General features: G+C 39.4%; 17 protein-coding genes. 2 read left to right on the forward strand and 15 right to left on the reverse strand.

Annotated elements, in window-relative coordinates; genetic code table 11:
* Nucleotides 1-165 precede the first annotated feature (165 nt).
* The 9 genes from modC to AAC000_RS16975 form a co-directional block, all read right to left on the reverse strand.
* Nucleotides 166-1,275 (reverse strand): molybdenum ABC transporter ATP-binding protein, encoded by a 1,110-nt coding sequence (gene modC, locus AAC000_RS16935; RefSeq protein WP_339724298.1) that lies wholly within the window; start codon nucleotides 1,273-1,275, stop codon nucleotides 166-168.
* Complete coding sequence (gene modB / locus AAC000_RS16940; RefSeq protein WP_339724299.1) at nucleotides 1,265-1,960, reverse strand: molybdate ABC transporter permease subunit; 696 nt, start codon at nucleotides 1,958-1,960, stop codon at nucleotides 1,265-1,267. The genes modC and modB overlap by 11 nt, the downstream gene beginning before the upstream one ends.
* Nucleotides 1,957-2,745 (reverse strand): molybdate ABC transporter substrate-binding protein, encoded by a 789-nt coding sequence (modA, locus tag AAC000_RS16945; protein ID WP_339724300.1) that lies wholly within the window; start codon nucleotides 2,743-2,745, stop codon nucleotides 1,957-1,959. Before modA ends, modB begins: the two co-directional genes overlap by 4 nt.
* Nucleotides 2,746-2,928: 183 nt before the next feature.
* Entirely contained in the window at nucleotides 2,929-3,468 is a 540-nt protein-coding gene (locus AAC000_RS16950) for a DUF924 family protein (protein WP_339724302.1), read from the reverse strand.
* Between the two features lie 36 nt (nucleotides 3,469-3,504).
* Nucleotides 3,505-3,879, reverse strand: a complete 375-nt coding sequence (locus tag AAC000_RS16955) for a DUF6768 family protein (protein WP_339724304.1) — start codon at nucleotides 3,877-3,879, stop codon at nucleotides 3,505-3,507.
* Nucleotides 3,876-4,445, reverse strand: coding sequence for an RNA polymerase sigma factor (locus AAC000_RS16960; RefSeq protein WP_339724306.1), 570 nt, complete (start codon nucleotides 4,443-4,445; stop codon nucleotides 3,876-3,878). The genes AAC000_RS16955 and AAC000_RS16960 overlap by 4 nt, the downstream gene beginning before the upstream one ends.
* Before the next feature lie 114 nt (nucleotides 4,446-4,559).
* Complete coding sequence (locus AAC000_RS16965) at nucleotides 4,560-5,066, reverse strand: rhodanese-like domain-containing protein (protein ID WP_339724308.1); 507 nt, start codon at nucleotides 5,064-5,066, stop codon at nucleotides 4,560-4,562.
* 117 nt (nucleotides 5,067-5,183) lie between these two features.
* Nucleotides 5,184-5,750 (reverse strand): NADPH-dependent FMN reductase, encoded by a 567-nt coding sequence (locus AAC000_RS16970; protein WP_339724310.1) that lies wholly within the window; start codon nucleotides 5,748-5,750, stop codon nucleotides 5,184-5,186.
* An 11-nt stretch (nucleotides 5,751-5,761) separates the two neighbouring features.
* Entirely contained in the window at nucleotides 5,762-6,232 is a 471-nt protein-coding gene (locus AAC000_RS16975) for a CreA family protein (RefSeq protein WP_339724312.1), read from the reverse strand.
* A gap of 308 nt (nucleotides 6,233-6,540) precedes the next feature.
* On the opposite strand from AAC000_RS16975, the gene AAC000_RS16980 reads away from it, so the two are divergent.
* The gene (locus tag AAC000_RS16980; RefSeq protein ID WP_339724314.1) at nucleotides 6,541-7,848 is read left to right on the forward strand and encodes a DEAD/DEAH box helicase; all 1,308 of its coding nucleotides are present in this window, start codon (nucleotides 6,541-6,543) and stop codon (nucleotides 7,846-7,848) included.
* A 96-nt stretch (nucleotides 7,849-7,944) separates the two neighbouring features.
* Here the strand turns inward: AAC000_RS16980 and AAC000_RS16985 are convergent, their stop codons facing one another.
* The 3 genes from AAC000_RS16985 to AAC000_RS16995 form a co-directional block, all read right to left on the reverse strand.
* The gene (locus AAC000_RS16985; RefSeq protein WP_339724316.1) at nucleotides 7,945-8,337 is read right to left on the reverse strand and encodes a VOC family protein; all 393 of its coding nucleotides are present in this window, start codon (nucleotides 8,335-8,337) and stop codon (nucleotides 7,945-7,947) included.
* 117 nt (nucleotides 8,338-8,454) lie between these two features.
* Complete coding sequence (locus tag AAC000_RS16990; protein ID WP_339724318.1) at nucleotides 8,455-9,276, reverse strand: LytTR family DNA-binding domain-containing protein; 822 nt, start codon at nucleotides 9,274-9,276, stop codon at nucleotides 8,455-8,457.
* Nucleotides 9,277-9,298: 22 nt separating this feature from the next.
* On the reverse strand, nucleotides 9,299-10,465 hold the full coding sequence (locus AAC000_RS16995) for a histidine kinase (RefSeq protein ID WP_339724319.1): 1,167 nt from the start codon (nucleotides 10,463-10,465) through the stop codon (nucleotides 9,299-9,301).
* Between the two features lie 194 nt (nucleotides 10,466-10,659).
* On the opposite strand from AAC000_RS16995, the gene AAC000_RS17000 reads away from it, so the two are divergent.
* Nucleotides 10,660-12,231 carry a sugar porter family MFS transporter gene (locus tag AAC000_RS17000; protein WP_339724320.1) on the forward strand — a complete coding sequence of 524 codons (1,572 nt, stop codon included), beginning with the start codon at nucleotides 10,660-10,662 and terminating at the stop codon, nucleotides 12,229-12,231.
* A gap of 49 nt (nucleotides 12,232-12,280) precedes the next feature.
* Here AAC000_RS17000 and AAC000_RS17005 read toward each other — a convergent pair whose 3' ends face one another.
* The 3 genes from AAC000_RS17005 to AAC000_RS17015 all read right to left on the reverse strand — a co-directional run bounded on the left by AAC000_RS17005 (nucleotide 12,281) and on the right by AAC000_RS17015 (nucleotide 19,305).
* Complete coding sequence (locus AAC000_RS17005) at nucleotides 12,281-14,263, reverse strand: vanadium-dependent haloperoxidase (RefSeq protein WP_339724321.1); 1,983 nt, start codon at nucleotides 14,261-14,263, stop codon at nucleotides 12,281-12,283.
* Nucleotides 14,264-14,414: 151 nt separating this feature from the next.
* Complete coding sequence (locus tag AAC000_RS17010) at nucleotides 14,415-17,858, reverse strand: hypothetical protein (protein ID WP_339724322.1); 3,444 nt, start codon at nucleotides 17,856-17,858, stop codon at nucleotides 14,415-14,417.
* A gap of 85 nt (nucleotides 17,859-17,943) precedes the next feature.
* On the reverse strand, nucleotides 17,944-19,305 hold the full coding sequence (locus AAC000_RS17015) for a family 16 glycosylhydrolase (protein WP_339724324.1): 1,362 nt from the start codon (nucleotides 19,303-19,305) through the stop codon (nucleotides 17,944-17,946).
* Between the last annotated feature and the right edge of the window lie 387 nt (nucleotides 19,306-19,692).

Consider the following 19,692-nt stretch of genomic DNA (forward strand, 5'->3'; position numbering starts at 1 on the left):
AAAACGGCCTCTTTTGAGGCCGTTTTTTCTTGCGTTGACCTAAAAAGAAGATTAACCATTGCCAAAAGTAGGACGCAGAAAAAAAGACTTAGCTTTTAACAATCTATTCTTTTATGTAGCGAAGCGAACGACGCTCATTTTCCTTGCTTAATGGAATGTTTATATCTAACGCACTATTGCAGCAGACTTAATTTGTATCCAAATACTTTTGCCATTAACTAAGTTCAAGTTATGTAAAGACTTTTGCGTTAATCTCGCTAACAAATAACTCCCCCCTACTTTTAATCTGATTAATGCCATAGCGGGATCTTGGTCATTGACTACTTCTACTATTTGCCCTGACAACACATTGAGAATACTGCTATCACTATGGGGCGTTAACGTTAGGCTAACGTCACTGGCAAGCACACGTACCCTTTGGGAAGTGTTGTGTGAGCCCTCAACATTGGGTAACCAAAGCTCACCTCCGTCAAAAGCAACCCGCATTAAATGCCATTTAGTATCCCTTTCCACAACTTGGCATTCCAGAATAGCACCTACCTCATTACTTACACCTAAGGGTAAATCAGCTATAGAAAACAGTTGGGTTATATCACCTTGCGCCGTGACTTTTCCTTGTTGCATAATCACGGCATGATCAGCCAAACGAACAATTTCATCCACTGCGTGGCTGACGTACACTATAGGAATATTAAAACTGTTACGTAGACGCTCTAAGTAAGGCAAAATTTCAAGTTTACGTGGCGTATCTAACGAAGCTAGTGGCTCATCCATTAATAACAATTTAGGTTGACTTAATAAGGCTCTGGCTATTGCCACCCTTTGTCTTTCACCTCCCGAAAGTTGCGCAGTTAGTTGTGACAATATGCCTTCAATACCCATAACATTCACTACTTGCTCAAATAACTCAGTATTCGCAGGTTGATTACTGCGTTTAATAGCGTATCGCAAATTTCCCAAGGCGCTTAAATGCGCAAATAGGTAAGCCTCTTGAAACACATACCCAAGACTACGTTTATGAGTCGGAACCCATAGATTGACGTCTTGCCACATTTCACCGTTAACACATAAACTGCCCGCCACCTCATTTTCTAGGCCTGCAATACAGCGTAATAACGACGTTTTTCCCGAACCTGATTCTCCAAAAATAGCGGTGACACCTTGCCCAGGAATATCAATATCAACCTCTAACTCAAAGTGATTTTTTGTTGACCGTTCATAACTTAATTGCAGTCGCGCTTGTATTCCTTTATCAATTTCTCCCTTATTGGCCATAAGTCATACCTACTGCTTTACGCTTGTGTTGAAAGGTATACAGCACTAACAGCACCACAAAAGAAAAGACAACCATGACACCTGACAAAGCATGGGCTTGGGCATACTCTAATGACTCTACATGGTCATATATTTGTACAGACACAACACGGGTTTCTCCTGGAATACTGCCACCTATCATCAATACTATGCCAAATTCACCTACTGTATGGGCAAATCCCAGTACAGATGCCGTCATAAAACCAGGCTTAGCTAAAGGAAGCACTACGGTAAAGAATCGATCAATTGGACCAGCGCCGAGCGTCGCAGCAGCTTCCAATGGTCGATTACCAATAGCTTCAATTGCATTTTGAATAGGTTGCACCACAAAAGGCATGGAATACACCATGGAGGCCACCACTAGTCCCCAAAACGTAAACGGAAACGTGCCGAGTCCTAGTGCTTGGGTTAACTGACCTATTGCACCATTTGGCCCCATGGCCAACAATAAATAAAAACCTAAAACGGTAGGAGGTAACACCAGAGGTAAGGCCACCAATGCACTTATTGGCCCTTTAAACCAAGAGTTGGTTCTGGCTAACCACCAGGCAATGGGAGTCGCGAATATCAGTAATAACACTGTAACAGTAGTGGCAAGTTGCAACGTCAACCAGATAGTCGTTAAATCACTATCGGTTAAACTCATATTCCTTGCCCCAATTGCTCACTATTGGAGACCAGATACCCATATTGTTTAATAATACTTCGGGCTGTATTTGTATGCATAAACTCTAAAAATGCTTTGGCTCCTTGGCTGCTTGCAGCAGATCGCAATAACACAACATCTTGCTTAATAGGTTGATGCATAGAGTCGGGCACTATCCAATAAGAGCCATTCTTTATCCTTGTCTCTTTATTTACCCCTAACAACTGCGACAAAGCAACAAAACCTAAATCTGCGTTGCCAGAACTGACAAACTGGTAGGTTTGAGCGATATTTTCACCTCGAACCCATTTTGCCTGAGTAGCGTCGATTAATGCCAAATAATTGAGTACCTCCAAAGTAGCGGCCCCATATGGCGCTAATTTAGGATTGGCGATCGCCAGTCTATTAAAAGCGCCCAGCTTTAATGTGGATTCAATTTTATTGACTAAGTCTGGGTGGGTACTCCACACAGCTAGGCGACCAATAGCATAAGTAAAACGGCTAGCATCAATAATGAGTTTGTCTTTATGTAAAGCATTTGGCTTGGCCTGATCAGCGGAAAAAAATAATTCATATGGCGCCCCTTGCTTGATTTGCGCATAAAATTTTCCTGATGAGCCAAAAGACAAAACCATTTCAAAGTCAGATGTTTTCTCAAACTCTGTTACTAGGCTTTGCATGGTGTGACTAAAATTTGCTGCCACAGCAATATGTACAGACTTTGCCTCGACGCTTAAGGTAAAACTAAATAACAGAATAAATCCAAGCCAGTTTTTTATTTTCATACCTTCGGACTCATACACTCATAAAAACGCTAGATAATTGATTTCTTTAACTTTATCACAAGCCTGTTGGTTGTGATAAATTTTCAATAGATTAAGGGTTAGTTAAAATACAAGTACTCAATTAGCGACTAAATCGCACCGTGTTCTTTAAAGGTGCAGCGAGCGTTTTGAGCTCCAATCCCCCTAAAACGAAGAATTGGCTTGTGTTAAAAATTCCAGTTCAACCTGTGTTGAGGTTCGACCCAGAATTGAATTCCGATGAGGATAACGTCCAAATTTTTTAATAATATCTCGATGTTTCAATTCAAAATCTAAAGAATATTGCGATGCATTTTTAGTATATAACTCAACAGCCACATCATGAATAATTAACGACTCACTGTGCATAAATGGCATATACAAAAAGCTGCGATGACTTTGATTTAATTCAATGTCTGCGCCAATAGAGATTGCCTCCTGCGCCAATGCTAACGCTAAGGGGTCCGAAGCAAATGACAAGGCATTGTCACGAAATATATTACGGGAAAACTGATCCAGAATGATGATTTCAGCCAAACGTCCTTGTGGCGTTTTACGCCAATTAAATAATTCACAAGCATTTGCGGCTCGGTGCATGGCTGCAAAACGTTGAGTAATCATCCCATCGAATTGACTGTCTTTTGACCACCACTTTGATGACTCAATTTCTTCAACCCAAAAGTGGAGTACCTCTTTATAATTCAATTACTTTTCCTATTGCAGCAATAAAGTCACGCTATATTACTTTTGATACGTCTCAGCTAACAACGAAACTTGCAATTCGACTCGTTTAATCTCTCGTATTACAGACAAACGGTTTAACTCCATAAAAAACCATAAACGTGCTATGGCAAAAGCAACAACCGCTGACAAGGTACCTGCTAGCCAATTTAATTTTAACGCAATATCCATCTCATTCACCAAATGATAAGCACAATAAATGGCCAGTCCCGCAAATACTAATTGAATAGTCAAAACTACATAAAAAGTTAATCGAAATGTACCTTTAAAACTTTGCCCAATTAATTGTAATGCATTGGCCTGTTCCTCTGAAAACTCGTGGGCAGCTTTATCATCTTTTAATGCATCAAGGATTTTTTGATTGATATTTTTCATTGTATTTCTCCACTTTGACTGTTTTGTAGATTAATTTGTATTAATTTTCTTGCTTGGTGTAGGCGTGACTTTATGGTTCCTGCTGGGATAACTAACAATTCGCTTATTTCAAGCATGCTGAAACCTTCGAGATAATGCAGATGCACCAGCTGGTAAAGCTGGGGCTGCAAGCCACTCAACATTTGTTCAAACTCAACATATTCAGCTTCTTTGGCTAAGGTTGAATGCTCTATAGCTTGTCCCTCCTGAAACTGAACATACTCTTCACATAGTCTGTCTTGCCTATGTTTTTGCCGAAGAATATCCACCCCTTTATTTTGTAGAATTTGATAAACCCACTTTGCAAACGAACCTGGATCTTTAATTTTACTTATGGATTTTGCGACCACTTCCAAGGTGTTTTGTACCGCATCCTGGGCTTTTTGCTGGTCGGCCAATTGCCTATGGGCATAACGCAATAACTTGGGATACCAAATTTTCATCAGCTGTTGCAAGGCGTCGGCATCACCTAATTGGCAATTTACCACTAACCATTCAGTTAAAATGTGTTCACTATTTCGCTTCATAATTAAAGGACGTGACTATTCAGCTTTGGGTTCAATAAAATTGCATTTATTGGTTTGAGCATGAAGTAAGCGGAAAAATGCTTAACTTAAAAAACATTTGACTTAAATAGTTGGCTATTGTGCTTGAGGGCTATGTACATGTGGTTCCAGTAACTGAGCCCACTTTTTGTTATAGCCATGTACACTTTGTGTAGACAATTGATTTTCATCTAACAGTATTCTGCTTTCATTTGCCCAGGCAAAGATCCCACCATATAAATTCAAAACATTTTTAAACCCATTTGATTTGAGTTTTTCGGCTATACGTTCGCTACGCACCCCGATGGAACAATACACCACTATTGTTTGGTCTTTGCTAATATTGGCGACAGATTTTAGAGAAAAATCATCATACCCAATCCATTGAGCACTAGGTAAATGACTGAGTTCATATTCAGCTTTCTCACGGGCATCAAATAATACTAATTTATTACTTTTGGTTAATAGGGAGTCTAATTCAGCTGTGTGTATTACAGGAATGGAACCTTTAAGCATATCATCAACTGCGTTGTTTAGATCATTTGCCCGCACAGTAAACCCCATCACGGTACCAGCTAATAGAATCAAAAATAATAAGCGCATTGTGGTGTACTCTGTAATCTATAAAATCAATAAACATAACAACGTAAAAAAGTATCAATACAACAATAACATTGTGTATACATAGCAATTAAGTAACCTAAAGTCGCAACTAATATATTAATTAGAGATTAGGGGTTGAGGGCTATCACAGCGTAAAAGATCGTTAATTGCTATACAAAATTCATCTAAACCAGTTTTAAGTAAACCTGATAATTGGCTATCAGTCATAATCCCTTGCACGTCCAAACTAGTACCAAGCAGTGGAATAGCCACATAGGATTTTTCAATAATGTTCCCAGACATAGTAACAATTACCTCTCTTAACATCTGTTGAGCGTGGGTAGCTCTAGGCGAAGTATTGATAAGCATTATGGGCATATTCACAAACTCTTCCCCACTGACCAACCAATCAAGAGTATTTTTCATCACACCACTGATCTCATGGGCGTATTCAGGGCTAGAAATGATAAGACCATTAGCTGCATTCAAATGGGATTTTAATGATTTCACCGCTGGTATTGCATCTTGCTCTCTGTCAGGGTTAAAAATCGGTACATTTCCCAAAGTTAGAATATCAATATCAGCTACCTTCACAGACAAATTCTTTAATGCTTGCAAAGCGGCGTGATTATAAGACAAATTACGCAAGCTGCCAGACAAAGCAACTAATTTGAGTTTATCCATTATTCTTAAATTCACACACTCGGTTTCATAGGGGATTGATAGGCTTTGGTCCCCCACAACGGCACTGTTGAAAGACTATGCTTAAAACTACCTGATGTTTCTTTTGTAGAATAGGATACATACATCAAAGTTTGACTTTGCTCATCAAATACACGGCGGATTTTCATAGTTTTAAAAAAGATACTTTTTGATTTTTTAAATACCACCTCACCTGATTTAGACTTATCTATAGCAGCAATCATAGGGGCAGTGATCTCGCCTGTTTGCCTGCAGGCGATTGAACTATCAGAAGGGTCTGACAAACTTAGGTCAGCTTCAATACTCGCTACATGACAGGTTACCCCTGTGACTATAGGGTCAACCAAAGTATTTAACTTAATATCCTGAGTAGTAAAAACCCCTAATGAAATATCGCCCACTTCATTTTTATCGCATGCAACCGTCAACAATAACAAACTTATACCTATGCACCACTTTTTCATATATTTACCTCTATTTATTTGATTATTATTAGTATACTTAGACTAAAAATTATTTTATTTTTGTACTTATTGAACTTTTTATCCTAATTTGACGACTTAGTAATGGCAGCGTAGTGAACTGCCACCTCCCTGGGCCGTTTAGTATGATTATCATGCTAACGGCTTTTTACTTTCTGTCAAAGTCATCGAATGTGTTATCAAACATAAAAGAACACAGTTTACGCTTATAAAAACCACAAATAATCTGAAAATGCTGTATATTCCGTCCTCGTTTTTTGCCCTTGCCCTTTCTTAGGATCAGTATCACTATGAAATTTTCAAATTTAGGTTTAGCCACTGAAATCCAGCAGGCTCTCGACGTCTGCGGTTATACTGAAATGACGCCTGTTCAAGAACAAGCTATCGTCCCCGCTCGAAGAGGTAAAGACTTATTAGTTAACGCCCAAACAGGCACGGGCAAAACAGCAGCTTTTGCCTTACCTATCTTGCAGCAAATGTTAGATAAGCCAAAAGCGACCTTATCAGGTAGCCCACGAGCACTAATACTCACGCCAACCAGAGAGTTAGCGGAGCAGCTTGCCAACACTATAGGTGCCTATGCACAATTTTTACCTGTAAAGCTGACAGCGCTTTATGGCGGCGTAAAAATGGGGGGACAAACGAATAAACTTAAAGATGGTGTCGATATTTTGATTTCAACGCCTGGGCGTTTAATTGAACATTTAGAACTTAGCAATGTTAATTTAGCCAACGCTGAGTTTGTGGTACTCGATGAAGCCGACCGTATGTTAGATATGGGTTTTGTCACAGATGTACAAAATATATTGAAGTACACAGCTAAGAAACGTCAAACCTTATTGTTTTCTGCCACTTCATCGCCAGCCGTAAATGAGTTGTCTCATAAGTTGTTGAATAATCATCAAGTGTTAAGAGTGACCAAAATTAATGCCACGGCTGAAACAGTATCACATGTTATGTATCCTGTAGAAGAGTCGCGAAAAATTGATTTATTTAAAGCCTTGTTAAAAGAGCAAAACTGGTTTCAGGTTTTAGTATTCACCAGTACCAAACAACAAGCCGATGAATTAATGGCAGCGTTAAAACGCAGTAAAATTGACGCTGCAGTATGCCACGCAGATAAAAGTCAAGGTGCTCGCCGACGAGCCATTGCCGATTTTAAATCAGCCAAACTACAAGTATTAATAGCCACAGAAGTAGCCGCTAGAGGCCTTGATATTCAAGGTTTGGATTATGTGGTCAATTACAACCTGCCTTATTTACCTGAAGACTATGTTCACCGTATTGGTCGAACTGGCCGTGCAGGAAAAGAAGGTTACGCCATATCATTCGTTAGCCGTGAAGAAGAAAACACAGTTGCACGAATAGAAAAGCTGATCGGTAGTAAAATCAAACGAATCGTAAAAGCAGGGTTTGAAGTAAGCAATCGCATTAGCTTATTAAAAAGTGTGGCAAAAAACACTCGGAATAGTCGCAGTAATAAGGCCAGCGCGATAAAAATCAGTCACGACAAGTCGTCGCCCTATCAAGCTAAAAAGTCGAAAACACGGTCAGCTAAACCCAATAAAGGTAAAGGTAAAGGTAAAGGTAAAGGTTAAATATTGTATCGACTGATACGCAGCATTATTGTTATTTGATAACGCTGCGTTTCTGTTAATTATGGTGCGATACAATAACTGGCGTTTAACATACTTTTAAACGCCAAATTGTTGGTAAATTTCTAAAGGAAGTCCATCAGGATCCTTAAAAAAAGTATACTTTTTGCTAGTGAATTCATCCACTCTTATGTCTTCTACTTCAATACCTTTAGCTACCAAATAATCGCACGTTTCTTCAACTGAAGAGACATTAAAGGCTAAATGTCTTAAACCTAAAGCTTCCGGTGAGTTGGGCCTTTGTGGAGGATTAGGAAAAGAAAACAATTCTATTTGACCACCATTTGGCAGTTTAAGATCCAGCTTATAAGAATCTCTTGTTTTTCTATAATTCTCAGCAATCACAGTTAAGCCAAGTATTGATGTATAAAATTGTTTAGATTTCTCATAATCAGAACAAATAATCGCGACATGATGTATCGAGTTAAACAATGAATACTCCTTCCATGTTTTTTTGAACCATTATCTGGTGAACTTAAACGGTGATGTAAAAACTACCAAACGTAAAATACAACTAGTATAGAGTCCAGTTATTTTAAGTATTAAGCCCTACTCCCCCAATAAAAAATGCTTAATTGCATCTTTGTAATTGCGACTGACTTTTATTCTTTCAAACTCGCCAAGTAATAAAAAAAACTCACCTTTAGTATGTGGGATGACTTTATCAATAAAATTCAAATTAACTATGGTGGAGCGATGTACCCGCTTAAATATATTTTCATCCAACTCAGTCAATAATTCCTTCAATGTGCTGCGTTTAATATGGGTTTGTCCTTCGGCATGTAAACACACATAATCTCCTGCTGCATCGACCCATTCAATCTCTGACTGTTTTAAAATAGTTATCTCATCTCGGTCCTTAATAACCACTTTTTTATCCACAAAAGTTTCAGTGGACAATGAGCCTGGCAGCCTTTTATTTACCACCTGTGGAGAATTATCCCTTTGATTAATACTATTAATCGCCCCCAATATTCGTGGTTTATTATCTTGCCCATCAACGCCTTCTAAACGTTCTTGTGCTCTTTGGACGGCACGGGCAATTCGTTCGTCATCAATGGGTTTTAAAATATAGTCAACCGCATGTACATCAAATGCATCCAACGCATATTGTTCATAGGCAGTGGTAAAAACAATCAGCGGTAAAATATCACTTTGTAAACTTTTGACCACGTCAAATCCATCTAATCCGGGCATTTGAATGTCTAAAAAAATTAGATCTGGTGCCAATTCTAATGTCGCGGCTATGGCTTCTCGACCATTCTTACATTCACCTACAATTTCTACATTAGGTACTTTATTTAACTTGGCTCTAAGCAATTTTAATGCAAGTGGTTCATCATCAACAATCAGGGTCCTTAATTTATTCATGTTTTTCCTCTTTTATTGATGACTAACGACGGCTGGGTTTAGCAAAGTGATTGTCACTACTTAAGTATTCACAAGGCAACTCAATCTTAGTATTCAGGCCACCGGATGGCAGTATATCGATGTTAATTGAAAAATCTTGTTCATATAATGCTTTCAACCGATCATTGGTGTTGCGCAAACCTACACCTCGTCCCTTAGTACTGCCTACTTTACTGTGTGCGACTTTGCTGCCACTGCCTGTGTCACTCAGTTGAATAATCAATCTATTGTTTAACACCTTGGCATGTAGACTGATCGTCCCTCCAGATTCATTTTGTGCAATGGCATGTTTCATTGAGTTTTCGATAATTGGTTGCAGCAATAAACTGGGGACTGTTGCTAACTTAGCGTCTTGTTCTATCTGAAAATCTAAACTGAGTCGGTCACCGAATCGGGTCTTTTCAATTTCCAAGTATAAATTTAGTGCGTTCACTTCATTTTCGAGGGTAATTTTGGTGTCGGGGTTATTGTCTAATGAATGCCTTAAAAAACGGCTTAGCTGTACCGTCATCCCTTGCGCTTTTTCGGATTCGTTGACTTCTATTAAAGAATTAATGGCATTTAAGGTGTTACATAAAAAGTGAGGGTTAAGTTGGTAACGCAACATTTTAATTTGTGCGTCTCTAGCAATTGACTGCGCTCGCATACGTTTAATTTGTTCTTCCCGGGTTTCCGCTTCTGCTTTGAGCATAATCCGATGTTCGGTTTGTAATAAGTCGTTGTAACGCATTCCATGAAATAAGCCAGACCAACACAAAAAGATAAATACACTGGCAAAATGCCAACCGCCAAATTCATTCCACTTGCTGCCAGCTTCGGTCACCCACATAAACAATTCTATTCTGGCTAGCGTCCAAACAAAGGCCACTAAAAAAACCATCAACAAACCAATACTGGTTCTATGCACAAATGGCTTATCCCAAATATGCATAAAAACCCAATAGAGGAACAGGGTAAACCCTAATCCAATAATAGCCTGTAAGAATATATGTAATATATGAAACCAGTCATAGGGCCCATACCAAAGCGTCAACGAAAAAAAACTAATGATGCTTACAAAGGTCCAAAAACCAAGGTGTAACAGGCCAAATTGATAAATTTGGCTACGGCCATCAGCAGAAGATGTTTCTTGAAAAAATGTATGAGGCATTAAATTCCTTAACAGCCAACTAAGTTGGCAATGACTGCGAGGTTTAGTTTACACTTGGCGCTGACTGTGGGCTAGCGGCTCAATCCGTCTTATCGCGGTTTCAGACCTTCTTATCGAATTAGTCGGTCTTTTTAAAACGAATAGTCTAGCTTTGCTAGCCAAGTTTATCCTAGCGTTTCATATAAGGCATAAGAATGAAAACCGATCAGCCTCACTCTATTATTTACGTATTTTACGTATCCATCATAGTTGCATTGGGAGGGTTCCTAATGGGGTTTGATGCATCTGTTATTTCAGGTGTGGTCAAATTTATTGAACCCGAATTTAATCTAACAAAAATCCAATTAGGTTGGGCAGTCGCCTCGTTATCCCTCACTGCCACCTTTGCCATGATTACAGCCGGTCCACTTAGTGACAAGTTTGGCAGAAAAGTGGTTTTAAAAATTGCGGCAGCTTTGTTTTTTGTATCAGCCATTGCATCCGCATTTGCCCCTAATTTTTTAATGCTGGTTTTGGCTAGAATGTTAGGAGGTTTAGGCGTAGGCGCAGCTCTGATTATTGCACCTATGTACATCGCAGAAATTGGCCCAGCCAAATATCGCGGGCGTATGGTTTCCCTTAACCAATTAAACATTGTACTCGGTATTTCTGTGGCGTTTTTTACCAACTATTTAATTTTACAGGCTGGCGATTCTGATACGCAATGGGTGCAATCTTTAGGTATTGATCAGTGGAATTGGCGCTGGATGTTAGGAATTGAAGCCATCCCTGCCCTGCTATACTTTGTGTGCCTCTCCATAGTGCCAGAAAGCCCAAGATGGTTAATGATGAAAGGCCGTGCTCAAGAAGCCAGTATTATTCTAAAACGTGCATTAGGCGAGCAAAATGCTGAACAAGAAATTCAGCAAATAAATAACAACATTAATCTTGAACAAAATATAACTAAAGGTGCATTTTTGGACTTACTTAAGCCCTCTATGCGCCTAGTTATGATAGTGGGGATCTCCATTGCAATATTGCAGCAAATTACCGGTATTAATGCAGTATTCTTTTATGCCCCCATGATTTTTGAGCAAACAGGTTTAGGAACTGATGCTTCTTTTATGCAAGCCATATTAGTAGGTATAACCAACGTAGTATTTACCCTAATTGCCATCGCATTAATTGACAAAATAGGCAGAAAATCTCTATTAGTCATGGGAGTGTCAGGGATAATCCTCTGTATGTTTAGCTTGGCGTATCAGTTCAATGCTGCCACTTACACATTAACCGCACAAGCAATCACTAACTTATCAACAGAAATCGACATTCAAGCATTACACCCCATAATTGGCGCCACCTTTAGCAGTGATTTAGCCTTTAAATCAGCCATTACAGATATGTTGGGAACAGCACAAGCAGTGCAATTTGAATCCACCTTAGTGTCTGCGGCAATCCAAATGAATGGTACTGTCATACTGGTGAGTATATTGGGGTTTGTAGCTTGTTTTGCAGTCTCACTTGGTCCAGTGATGTGGGTGCTGTTTTCAGAATTATTTCCTAACCGAATTCGCGGCATTGCCATTTCATTTGTAGGATTAATTAACTCGGGCGTTAGCTTTTTGGTACAGTTGGTATTCCCATGGGAATTAGCAAATTTAGGCGCCACCTATACCTTTGCGATTTATGGTGGATTTGCTTTTATAGGACTGTTGATAATTCTTAAGTTTTTACCTGAAACTAAAGGTAAGTCTTTGGAAGAGCTAGAAGCTATATTGGTAAAATAAACTAGGGGCAGTTGGCTTACTAGTTTCTAGTAAGCCAACTTAATACCACTTATTCCGTAAAAAAAGACTGCACAAATTCGAAACTATCTGTGCCAATTTTTGCACCTATTTTTCGTCCGGGAATGTCATCAGCAGGAGGATGGATGCCCCCCCAAATACGCGACAAGCTACACTGGTCAGATGCATCCTGATAAGTTGCCCATTGCAAGGTCATATCCACACTAGGACCTTGTTCAAACACTAAGAATTCGTTTGCTTTCACTTCAAACTCACTCATTCCTCCAGGGAAGTATGCCGACCCAGTCATAGCAGTCATCAATTCTGCAGCCGCCCTAGAATACGTTGAATGCCCTGAAACATAACCTGCAAAAGGAGGGGTCACAAAAGTAGGTCTTTGATATGGCCACCATTTTTCTGCCAATATCCAGTCAACTCCTGCCTGAGCAAACACAGGGTTGCTAATATGCTCAGGTCCTTTCCATGCATACATTTTTATTTTTCCAACATTTTCTGGCTTACCAGCAGCTAATGGATCTGATTCTGTGACCACTTCAATATAGTTTTCAATTAAAGGTAGACCGTTTACATGATAAGAACTTAATGCAGGATCGCTGCTCTGTCCTTCTGCCATCGCACGAATCGCGGATACAGGGCGAATATAGTCATAACGCCCTTTTATTCCCCATGCAGCGATTGCAGAGTCATGCATAGTACCACCCATAGCAAAATAGGATTTAATATCCCATTCAAGGGCTCCTAAAGTATCGCCTTTTCCAGCCCAACGTTTTTCTAATAACTCATGGTCACTCACCGTATTTAAAATTACAAACCAGTGTCCCGGAGGGGTTTCTGACTCTGGACCATCGGCCCAAAATTCAGCTAAAACACGAGTATAATCTCCGCGGGGAACTAATTGCTCTTCGTAAGGCTGATCAGTTACGGGATTAAGAGCATAACCCGTACTTGGGTCTCCTCCCTCAATTTGTTTATAAAACTCATTAAACTCAGTAAAGGAATCGGGAAAGGAGCTGATATTACCAATACTCTTTGGTGAGATATCCCATAGAACACCATCATTTTGATCCAAATGAGACGACCAAATCGCAACGAGTGAAAATCCCCATTTATATTCGTCACTCAACTCACCTTCAATCAAAGGGGGCATACCCGGATCATGATATACCTGGTAATCAAAACCATCACGAGTAAACTCGGTTTTATCATTATCTGACAATGAAAAAGGTACAACGCTTCCCCATTCAGGACCTAAAAAGCTAGGTGCATCATCGATAGGGTTACCGGCTTGATCAACAAAACCATTTATTGCTAAAGGTTGCCAACGATTCCAATCAACAATGTTCGGGTTACCGGGATCTCCACCACTCAATGCTAACGGCGGATTAACAGGTTGATAACTAGTGTTAGCATAGAAGTTTTCTTCATTTGAACCATCTTGCAAACCAAATTGAATGTAACAATCCGCAATATAATTGCCCAAAGCAGCAGCTGAACCTTGAGAATAATCTACTGACTCATCATCAATATTAAAGCCTAAGCTCTGCATCAATTCATCTGCGGTTTCCATAATTTCAAATGAACCTGGTGAAAATTGAAAGCGATGTTGAATAATGCGATAAGCGGCATGGCTAATTGCAAGCTCCTGATGGGGCAAAACATCGTCTGGCAAATTGATGCTATCGGCAGAACAAGAAAAACCAGCGACTTCATTACCAAATAAAAAACCATGGGCTTGCGGATTATAAACTGACCAAGCATCAAACATTGCAGAAGATATATGGAACAAATTTCTAGCATGCACAGTAGGGCGAGCATAGTCATTTCGTATTGCAGTTAAAAGCACTTCATTCCACATACGGGCGACAGAATGCCCGTCCCTTTCAGGCGTTAAAACGACAGGAGGAATGACGTCTTCATTTTTTTTACTTGAACCACCACAAGCAGTGAATAAAATACTTGCTAAAAACACAGCTCCCACATTTTTAACTAGCTTTCTTAACTCACTTTTATCCATAGTCATATCACCAATATCTAGGTTATCTTGTTTATTCTAAAAAAAACGTATATTAAGATATTTTAGTTAATGCGACTATTAAAAACATCGGGCTTATTTATATAAACATAATTTTACCTCTTTCCATGTTTAGTAAGTTTAACGTCTACTATTATTCAAAAAGGTGGTTAGTATTAAGCAACACATTTACAGATTTAACTTTTCCGCTACGGGTAAACAATTCATTAGCAATACTTGGTTCTAGGCCAATAACGTTACTGCTAAGCTGTTTTCCGCTGTCAAGTGTGATGGTAAGAGTCGAATCACCTTCAGTTAACTGATACACAATAGGCACTTGGCACCAAGTAAATGCGATGCTGTGGCTGGGCAAGGTTATCTCTTGCCAATGCTCAGATAGGTCCAAATATCTGAAGTTCCTTGAGAATTGGGTAAATTCTTGCCTACGCAATAGTCTTGGTGAAAAACGTACTGCTCCGCGAGTAACGCTAATACCTAATTCACCAAAACGCGTCAGGAGTTCCTCTTTAACTTGGCCTGTCATTCCAGGCTGTTGCGCTCCTGCATGTTTAGGGGTGTGAGAATAAGGATCACATGGAAACGCCCCGTATTCTTGTGGCGTTTTATTAAAACCTATGCCTTGCCTTACTCGATAATACAGATCACCTAAACGTTTAACTAACTGCGGTTCAGAGTCATTATCTAGTGCTTGAATAAAGTGTTCTTGAACAGCCAGCAGTAATTTAGACACCATATGCCAATACACACAGCCAAGTCCTTCAAAACCAAACATACCGCCCGAGCGTCCTGTAAATGCTTGATGATTAAATACCTGCTCATAGAGGCTCTTAATTTGAGCCATGGTAATTGCCGTCAGTTCACTGTATTGCGGCACAAGTTCATTCAGTTGTGCCAATAAATCACTGCTATTCTTAAGGCTGGCATTAAAGCGATAATTACCTCTTACATCTTGGGTCATAATACTAGGGTCTTTACCCTTGAGCATTTCCATTAACGCTGGAATTTTCTGAACCTGCTCTGTAGGCACAATATTTTTAGCTAAAAAGCCTATTTGGTTTTTATCTGGATATAACATAAAAGTATTCAGATCAGCTCGAAAAATGTCACTGCTATAAAGCGCATCCAACACATCTGCAGCTTTAGCTGGGCTAATTGCACTTGAACTAAGAGCGGCTACCTGCCCTTCTAACATGGGGTAAAGATGTTTAATTTGCGCTTTGTTATCTCCCAAAGACAACAAATTATAAGAATGAAACAAACCGTCATCTTTACTGTTTTTATTTATGCTGTGATCTATAACGATTAACGCTTTATCTAACAAACCTTGGATAGACTGCAGTTTAGTCATTACTTTATGGCTAAAAGACTCTTTTTGATAAACACTAGTGCGGTATTTACAGGCTGCTTGTCCTAAAGCCTGCAAAACCTCAAATCGTAGTTCATCTGTCATCACTGCATGGTGTAATTTAGGCGTTAATTCAGTCAGCACTTGTGCGGTATCTTGCAACCATATTGCCACTTGCGCTGAAAGCTCTACGTCCTTTTCTTGCTTAGCTAATAAATTTTGTAAAAAATGCACATAACGACGTAAATAATTGAGCGTCACAACTGAGACGCCATGGCCTACCAATGCATTATTGGCATCATTCCATTCAGGCCTTTGCGTGTTTAACCAAATCCCTCCCTCCACCACTAAGTTAGCGAGTTTAGCTAACAAGGGTACCAAGAGTTTTTCTAACAAATTAACTTGATAGACAGCACCGTTATCATCCCAAATCAACTTACCATCGGCCCCTACACTTTGTACTTTTTGTGCAATCTTCATAGCTGATTGCTCATCATAATCCACAGTACTTTTGGCATTTTCTAACATGGCTTCAAATGACTTAATTCGATAAGGCACATTGGCATAACAGAAAATGCTTTGGTGTAATAAGTTAGTTAACTTCTGAGGATGAAATTTTTCGGATAACTCCAGCATTTTTAACAAATAAATAATTTGGTGATCGCCCCAGTAACCTATAAAACTCCATGGGTCTTCCGGCTCTTCAACTTCCCAGTCAATACCTCCTTTGGTAATACGATATGGATTGTAGCCATCAATAGTGGAAGCATTCACAAACTTAGCTATCACCGATTCAATAAATTCAGGGTAACTAAAACATAAGGCTTCCCAGTTTTGGAAAATGTCACGCCAATTCCCCTGATAAGACAACAATCTATTGCCCTTGCTATCTTTGAGTTTTATTTCAAATTGATTCCAAGGACGACTAGGATCACCATGGCGACGGCCAAAAGTAACAGGTAAATATTCCGCAACTAAACGATCAATTTGTCGATCGTTAATGGCTTGGGTTAGGCGCGTAAACTGGTTAAACGCTAATTTTTCTGGGAACTTAACTAACACCTCTTGGTGTTTTTTATACAAAGGTAAATTAAAGGTTTTTAAGGTGCCAATAAAATCAGTCTTGCTAATATTGAAATGATCATCAAATACCCCACCTCTTAACGTATTAAACAAAGCATTAGCATAATGATGCACAGTGACACTTTCTTCATTGGTCACTTGAAAACCATCAGTACCGGCCATGATCCGCGCTAATTCGTCCGAGCCTTGCTTGATTGAGTGTTCAATATCATTGGCAATGTTTTGAGGATTTTCAAGCCCTTGGCTCATTTCACAAACCTGTGACTGACTTTGTTCAACATTCGCGACAATTTGCCAAGGCTTTGACTGATTTGCCGCCAACTCAAATTCAACATTTAGCAGATATGCCCCGCGGATCCCACGTTTATGGGTCTCTTCTTGCAGAGTTTTATCATCCCAGAATTTATCAAGTTGTGTGTTACTTAAAAGAATCTGAGGTGCTTCAAAGCCTAAACTAAATACTGTATTTGCCTTAAGCGACTCACTAGGCTGCGCTCGGTCAGTGATCCCAGAATACACAGTAAACATAGCCAAACCAGTTGACTGCTCTAACTCATTCCATTTATAAGCATCAATTAAATTACTCGAACTACTTTGTGTTAAACGAGGTGTACCAGCCGGTAATATGTTTTGTAATCCATCAATCATCTTGATGGAGATAGGATCATCAGACAAATTACGCAATTCACACTGACGACAAAAGCCATACTTATCACTGGTTTTCCAGCTATAACAAAAAGCCAGCTCTAAGTCGTGATTAATTTCTTCAAAGCAAATTTTATCACCTAAAGTATTTTTATAGAGATTTTGGCTGATACAGTATTGATGGTTAAAGTCCTTATTATAAGGCTCCCAACCAAAGCTTTTATTTCCCTTTGTTACCTTAAGTAGGGTTTTACTGCCTGTATGCCTATTACTTTCATAAATACGGTCAACAGGCACATAAGGAAATAGTGAGATTTCTGGTGATACTCTGCCTGCAGTTAATCCACCATTAGAGGCAATAAACAACCAGTGATCACTGTCGGACACCAAACTAATAAAAAACGCCGGCATTTTTTCGACATTGCGGATAGCGTAATAGCGCTCTCCATCTCTATCAATAAACTCTCCGCTTACCGCACTATTTTTTGGGTCCAAACCGCTCATTTGTGTACTCTCTTTTAAATCATCTAACAATAAAAAAGCAAAGATTGTATCTTTGCTTTTACAATTTTCGGTTAATGTATGTCGGCTACTGCAATTTGGAAATTCGCACGTAATCGACTTCCATTTTTACGGGGAAAATGCTTTCATCAATTGGTCCACCGGCTCTGCCCCACCCGCCACCAATAGCAAGGTTTAAGATTAAATGGTAAGGATGATCATAGGGCCAAGATTCCCAGCCCTTCCCTTCATTTTGATAATAAAAATAAGGACTTCCGTCAAATAGCACAGTAATAGCATCAGCAGTCCATTCTACAGAATACACGTGGAAAGCCTCATCAACGTCGCCACCTTCAACACTGGCCTTACGCTGCTGCCAATTGACCCAATAATACGCCTTGTTATGCACCGTACCATGTACATTTTGCATGTCAAAACCGACATGTTCCATAATGTCTATCTCACCTGAATTTGGCCAAGCATCACAGTCATTATTGCCTTGCCAGTCATTACCGGCTTGGCAATTAGCAGCATAACGAAAAGGATCACTAGGTAACATCCAAATCGCCGCCCACGTCCCTTGTCCTGCAGGAAGTTTTGCTCTTACATCCACTTTGCCATATAAAAAATCACCTTTACCCAAAGAATGGATTCTGGCCGAGCTATACTCAGCTCCTTGAAACTGCTCCTTATGGGCTTCGATAATGAGTTTGCCATTTTGTACTCGCGCATTTTTTGCTCGTGCTGTGTATGTTTGATCTTCGTCATTCACCTTCCTAGCTGGCCATTCATCAAACGACCATTTATGAGGGTCTGGTGCACCTTGATAATCAAACTCATCAGCCCAAACAATTTGCCAATCACGCTTATCTGGCGTTTTTTGCCTGACCACTAATCCATGCAAAACCGGCTCACCTATCTTTGGGATCAAAGCAATATCTAAACTTCCGTCGGATACCTCAACATTGCTGACTGTACGAACCAATGATGACAAGTGTTTGCCATCTCTGGCCAATCGCACATCAAGCTCACTGATCACTATTTTATTGTTAACCGACACATCAAATACTCTGGCGCCAATGGCAATGTCTTGTGGCTCAGCAAATTGAAAAGTTAAATCATATATTCCGTTTTTCAGGGGTAAATTTAATTGCACATTACCAAGGCGGTAGCTTTCAAATAACTCGCTATCTTGACTACCGCGTATATTGCTTGATTGGCCCTTTACAAAATCCAAGAGCAAATTATCAGCTTGATACACCACGCCATTTTTACCTATATAAGCTTCTCCACCTATATTTATGGCTAAAACAAAATCTGTTGCATGTACAGGGGCCTGTAATTGAGTCGTTTCAACTACGGCTGACTCTCTCCCGCAACCTGACACCAGTCCAAAGATAAGGGTGAGTAAGCAACATAAAAGCAGTTTTCTTATCGAATGGTAATACATACTGAAGACCTTGTTGAAAAGTGTTGCCAGCTAAATCATAAACACTAAGTCATTCAAAATTTAACTCAAATTAAAAAAGCCAAAACGGACTCTTGTTGCGATTAAAAAGAAACAAGGGGAAAAACCACTAATAATGTTCACTTTACTAGGGGTTCGAAACTTAAAAATTGGTGGCTACATTTAAAACAATAGTTACGGAATGTGATTAAGACTCATTTAATTTTTAATTAAATTTCAGATGCTTATAGAAATTTTCCCCTTAGTTAATTGAAAAACATGTCAATTATAGATAATAAAGAACGCCGATAGTTAGTGACTCAATAAAGTAACTATGCAGCAGTAGACTATCCCTTTGATTTTTGGGCGCGATTAAATTGTTTCCAAGCT

The organism is uncultured Paraglaciecola sp. (assembly GCF_963977085.1).
GTDB lineage: Bacteria > Pseudomonadota > Gammaproteobacteria > Enterobacterales > Alteromonadaceae > Paraglaciecola.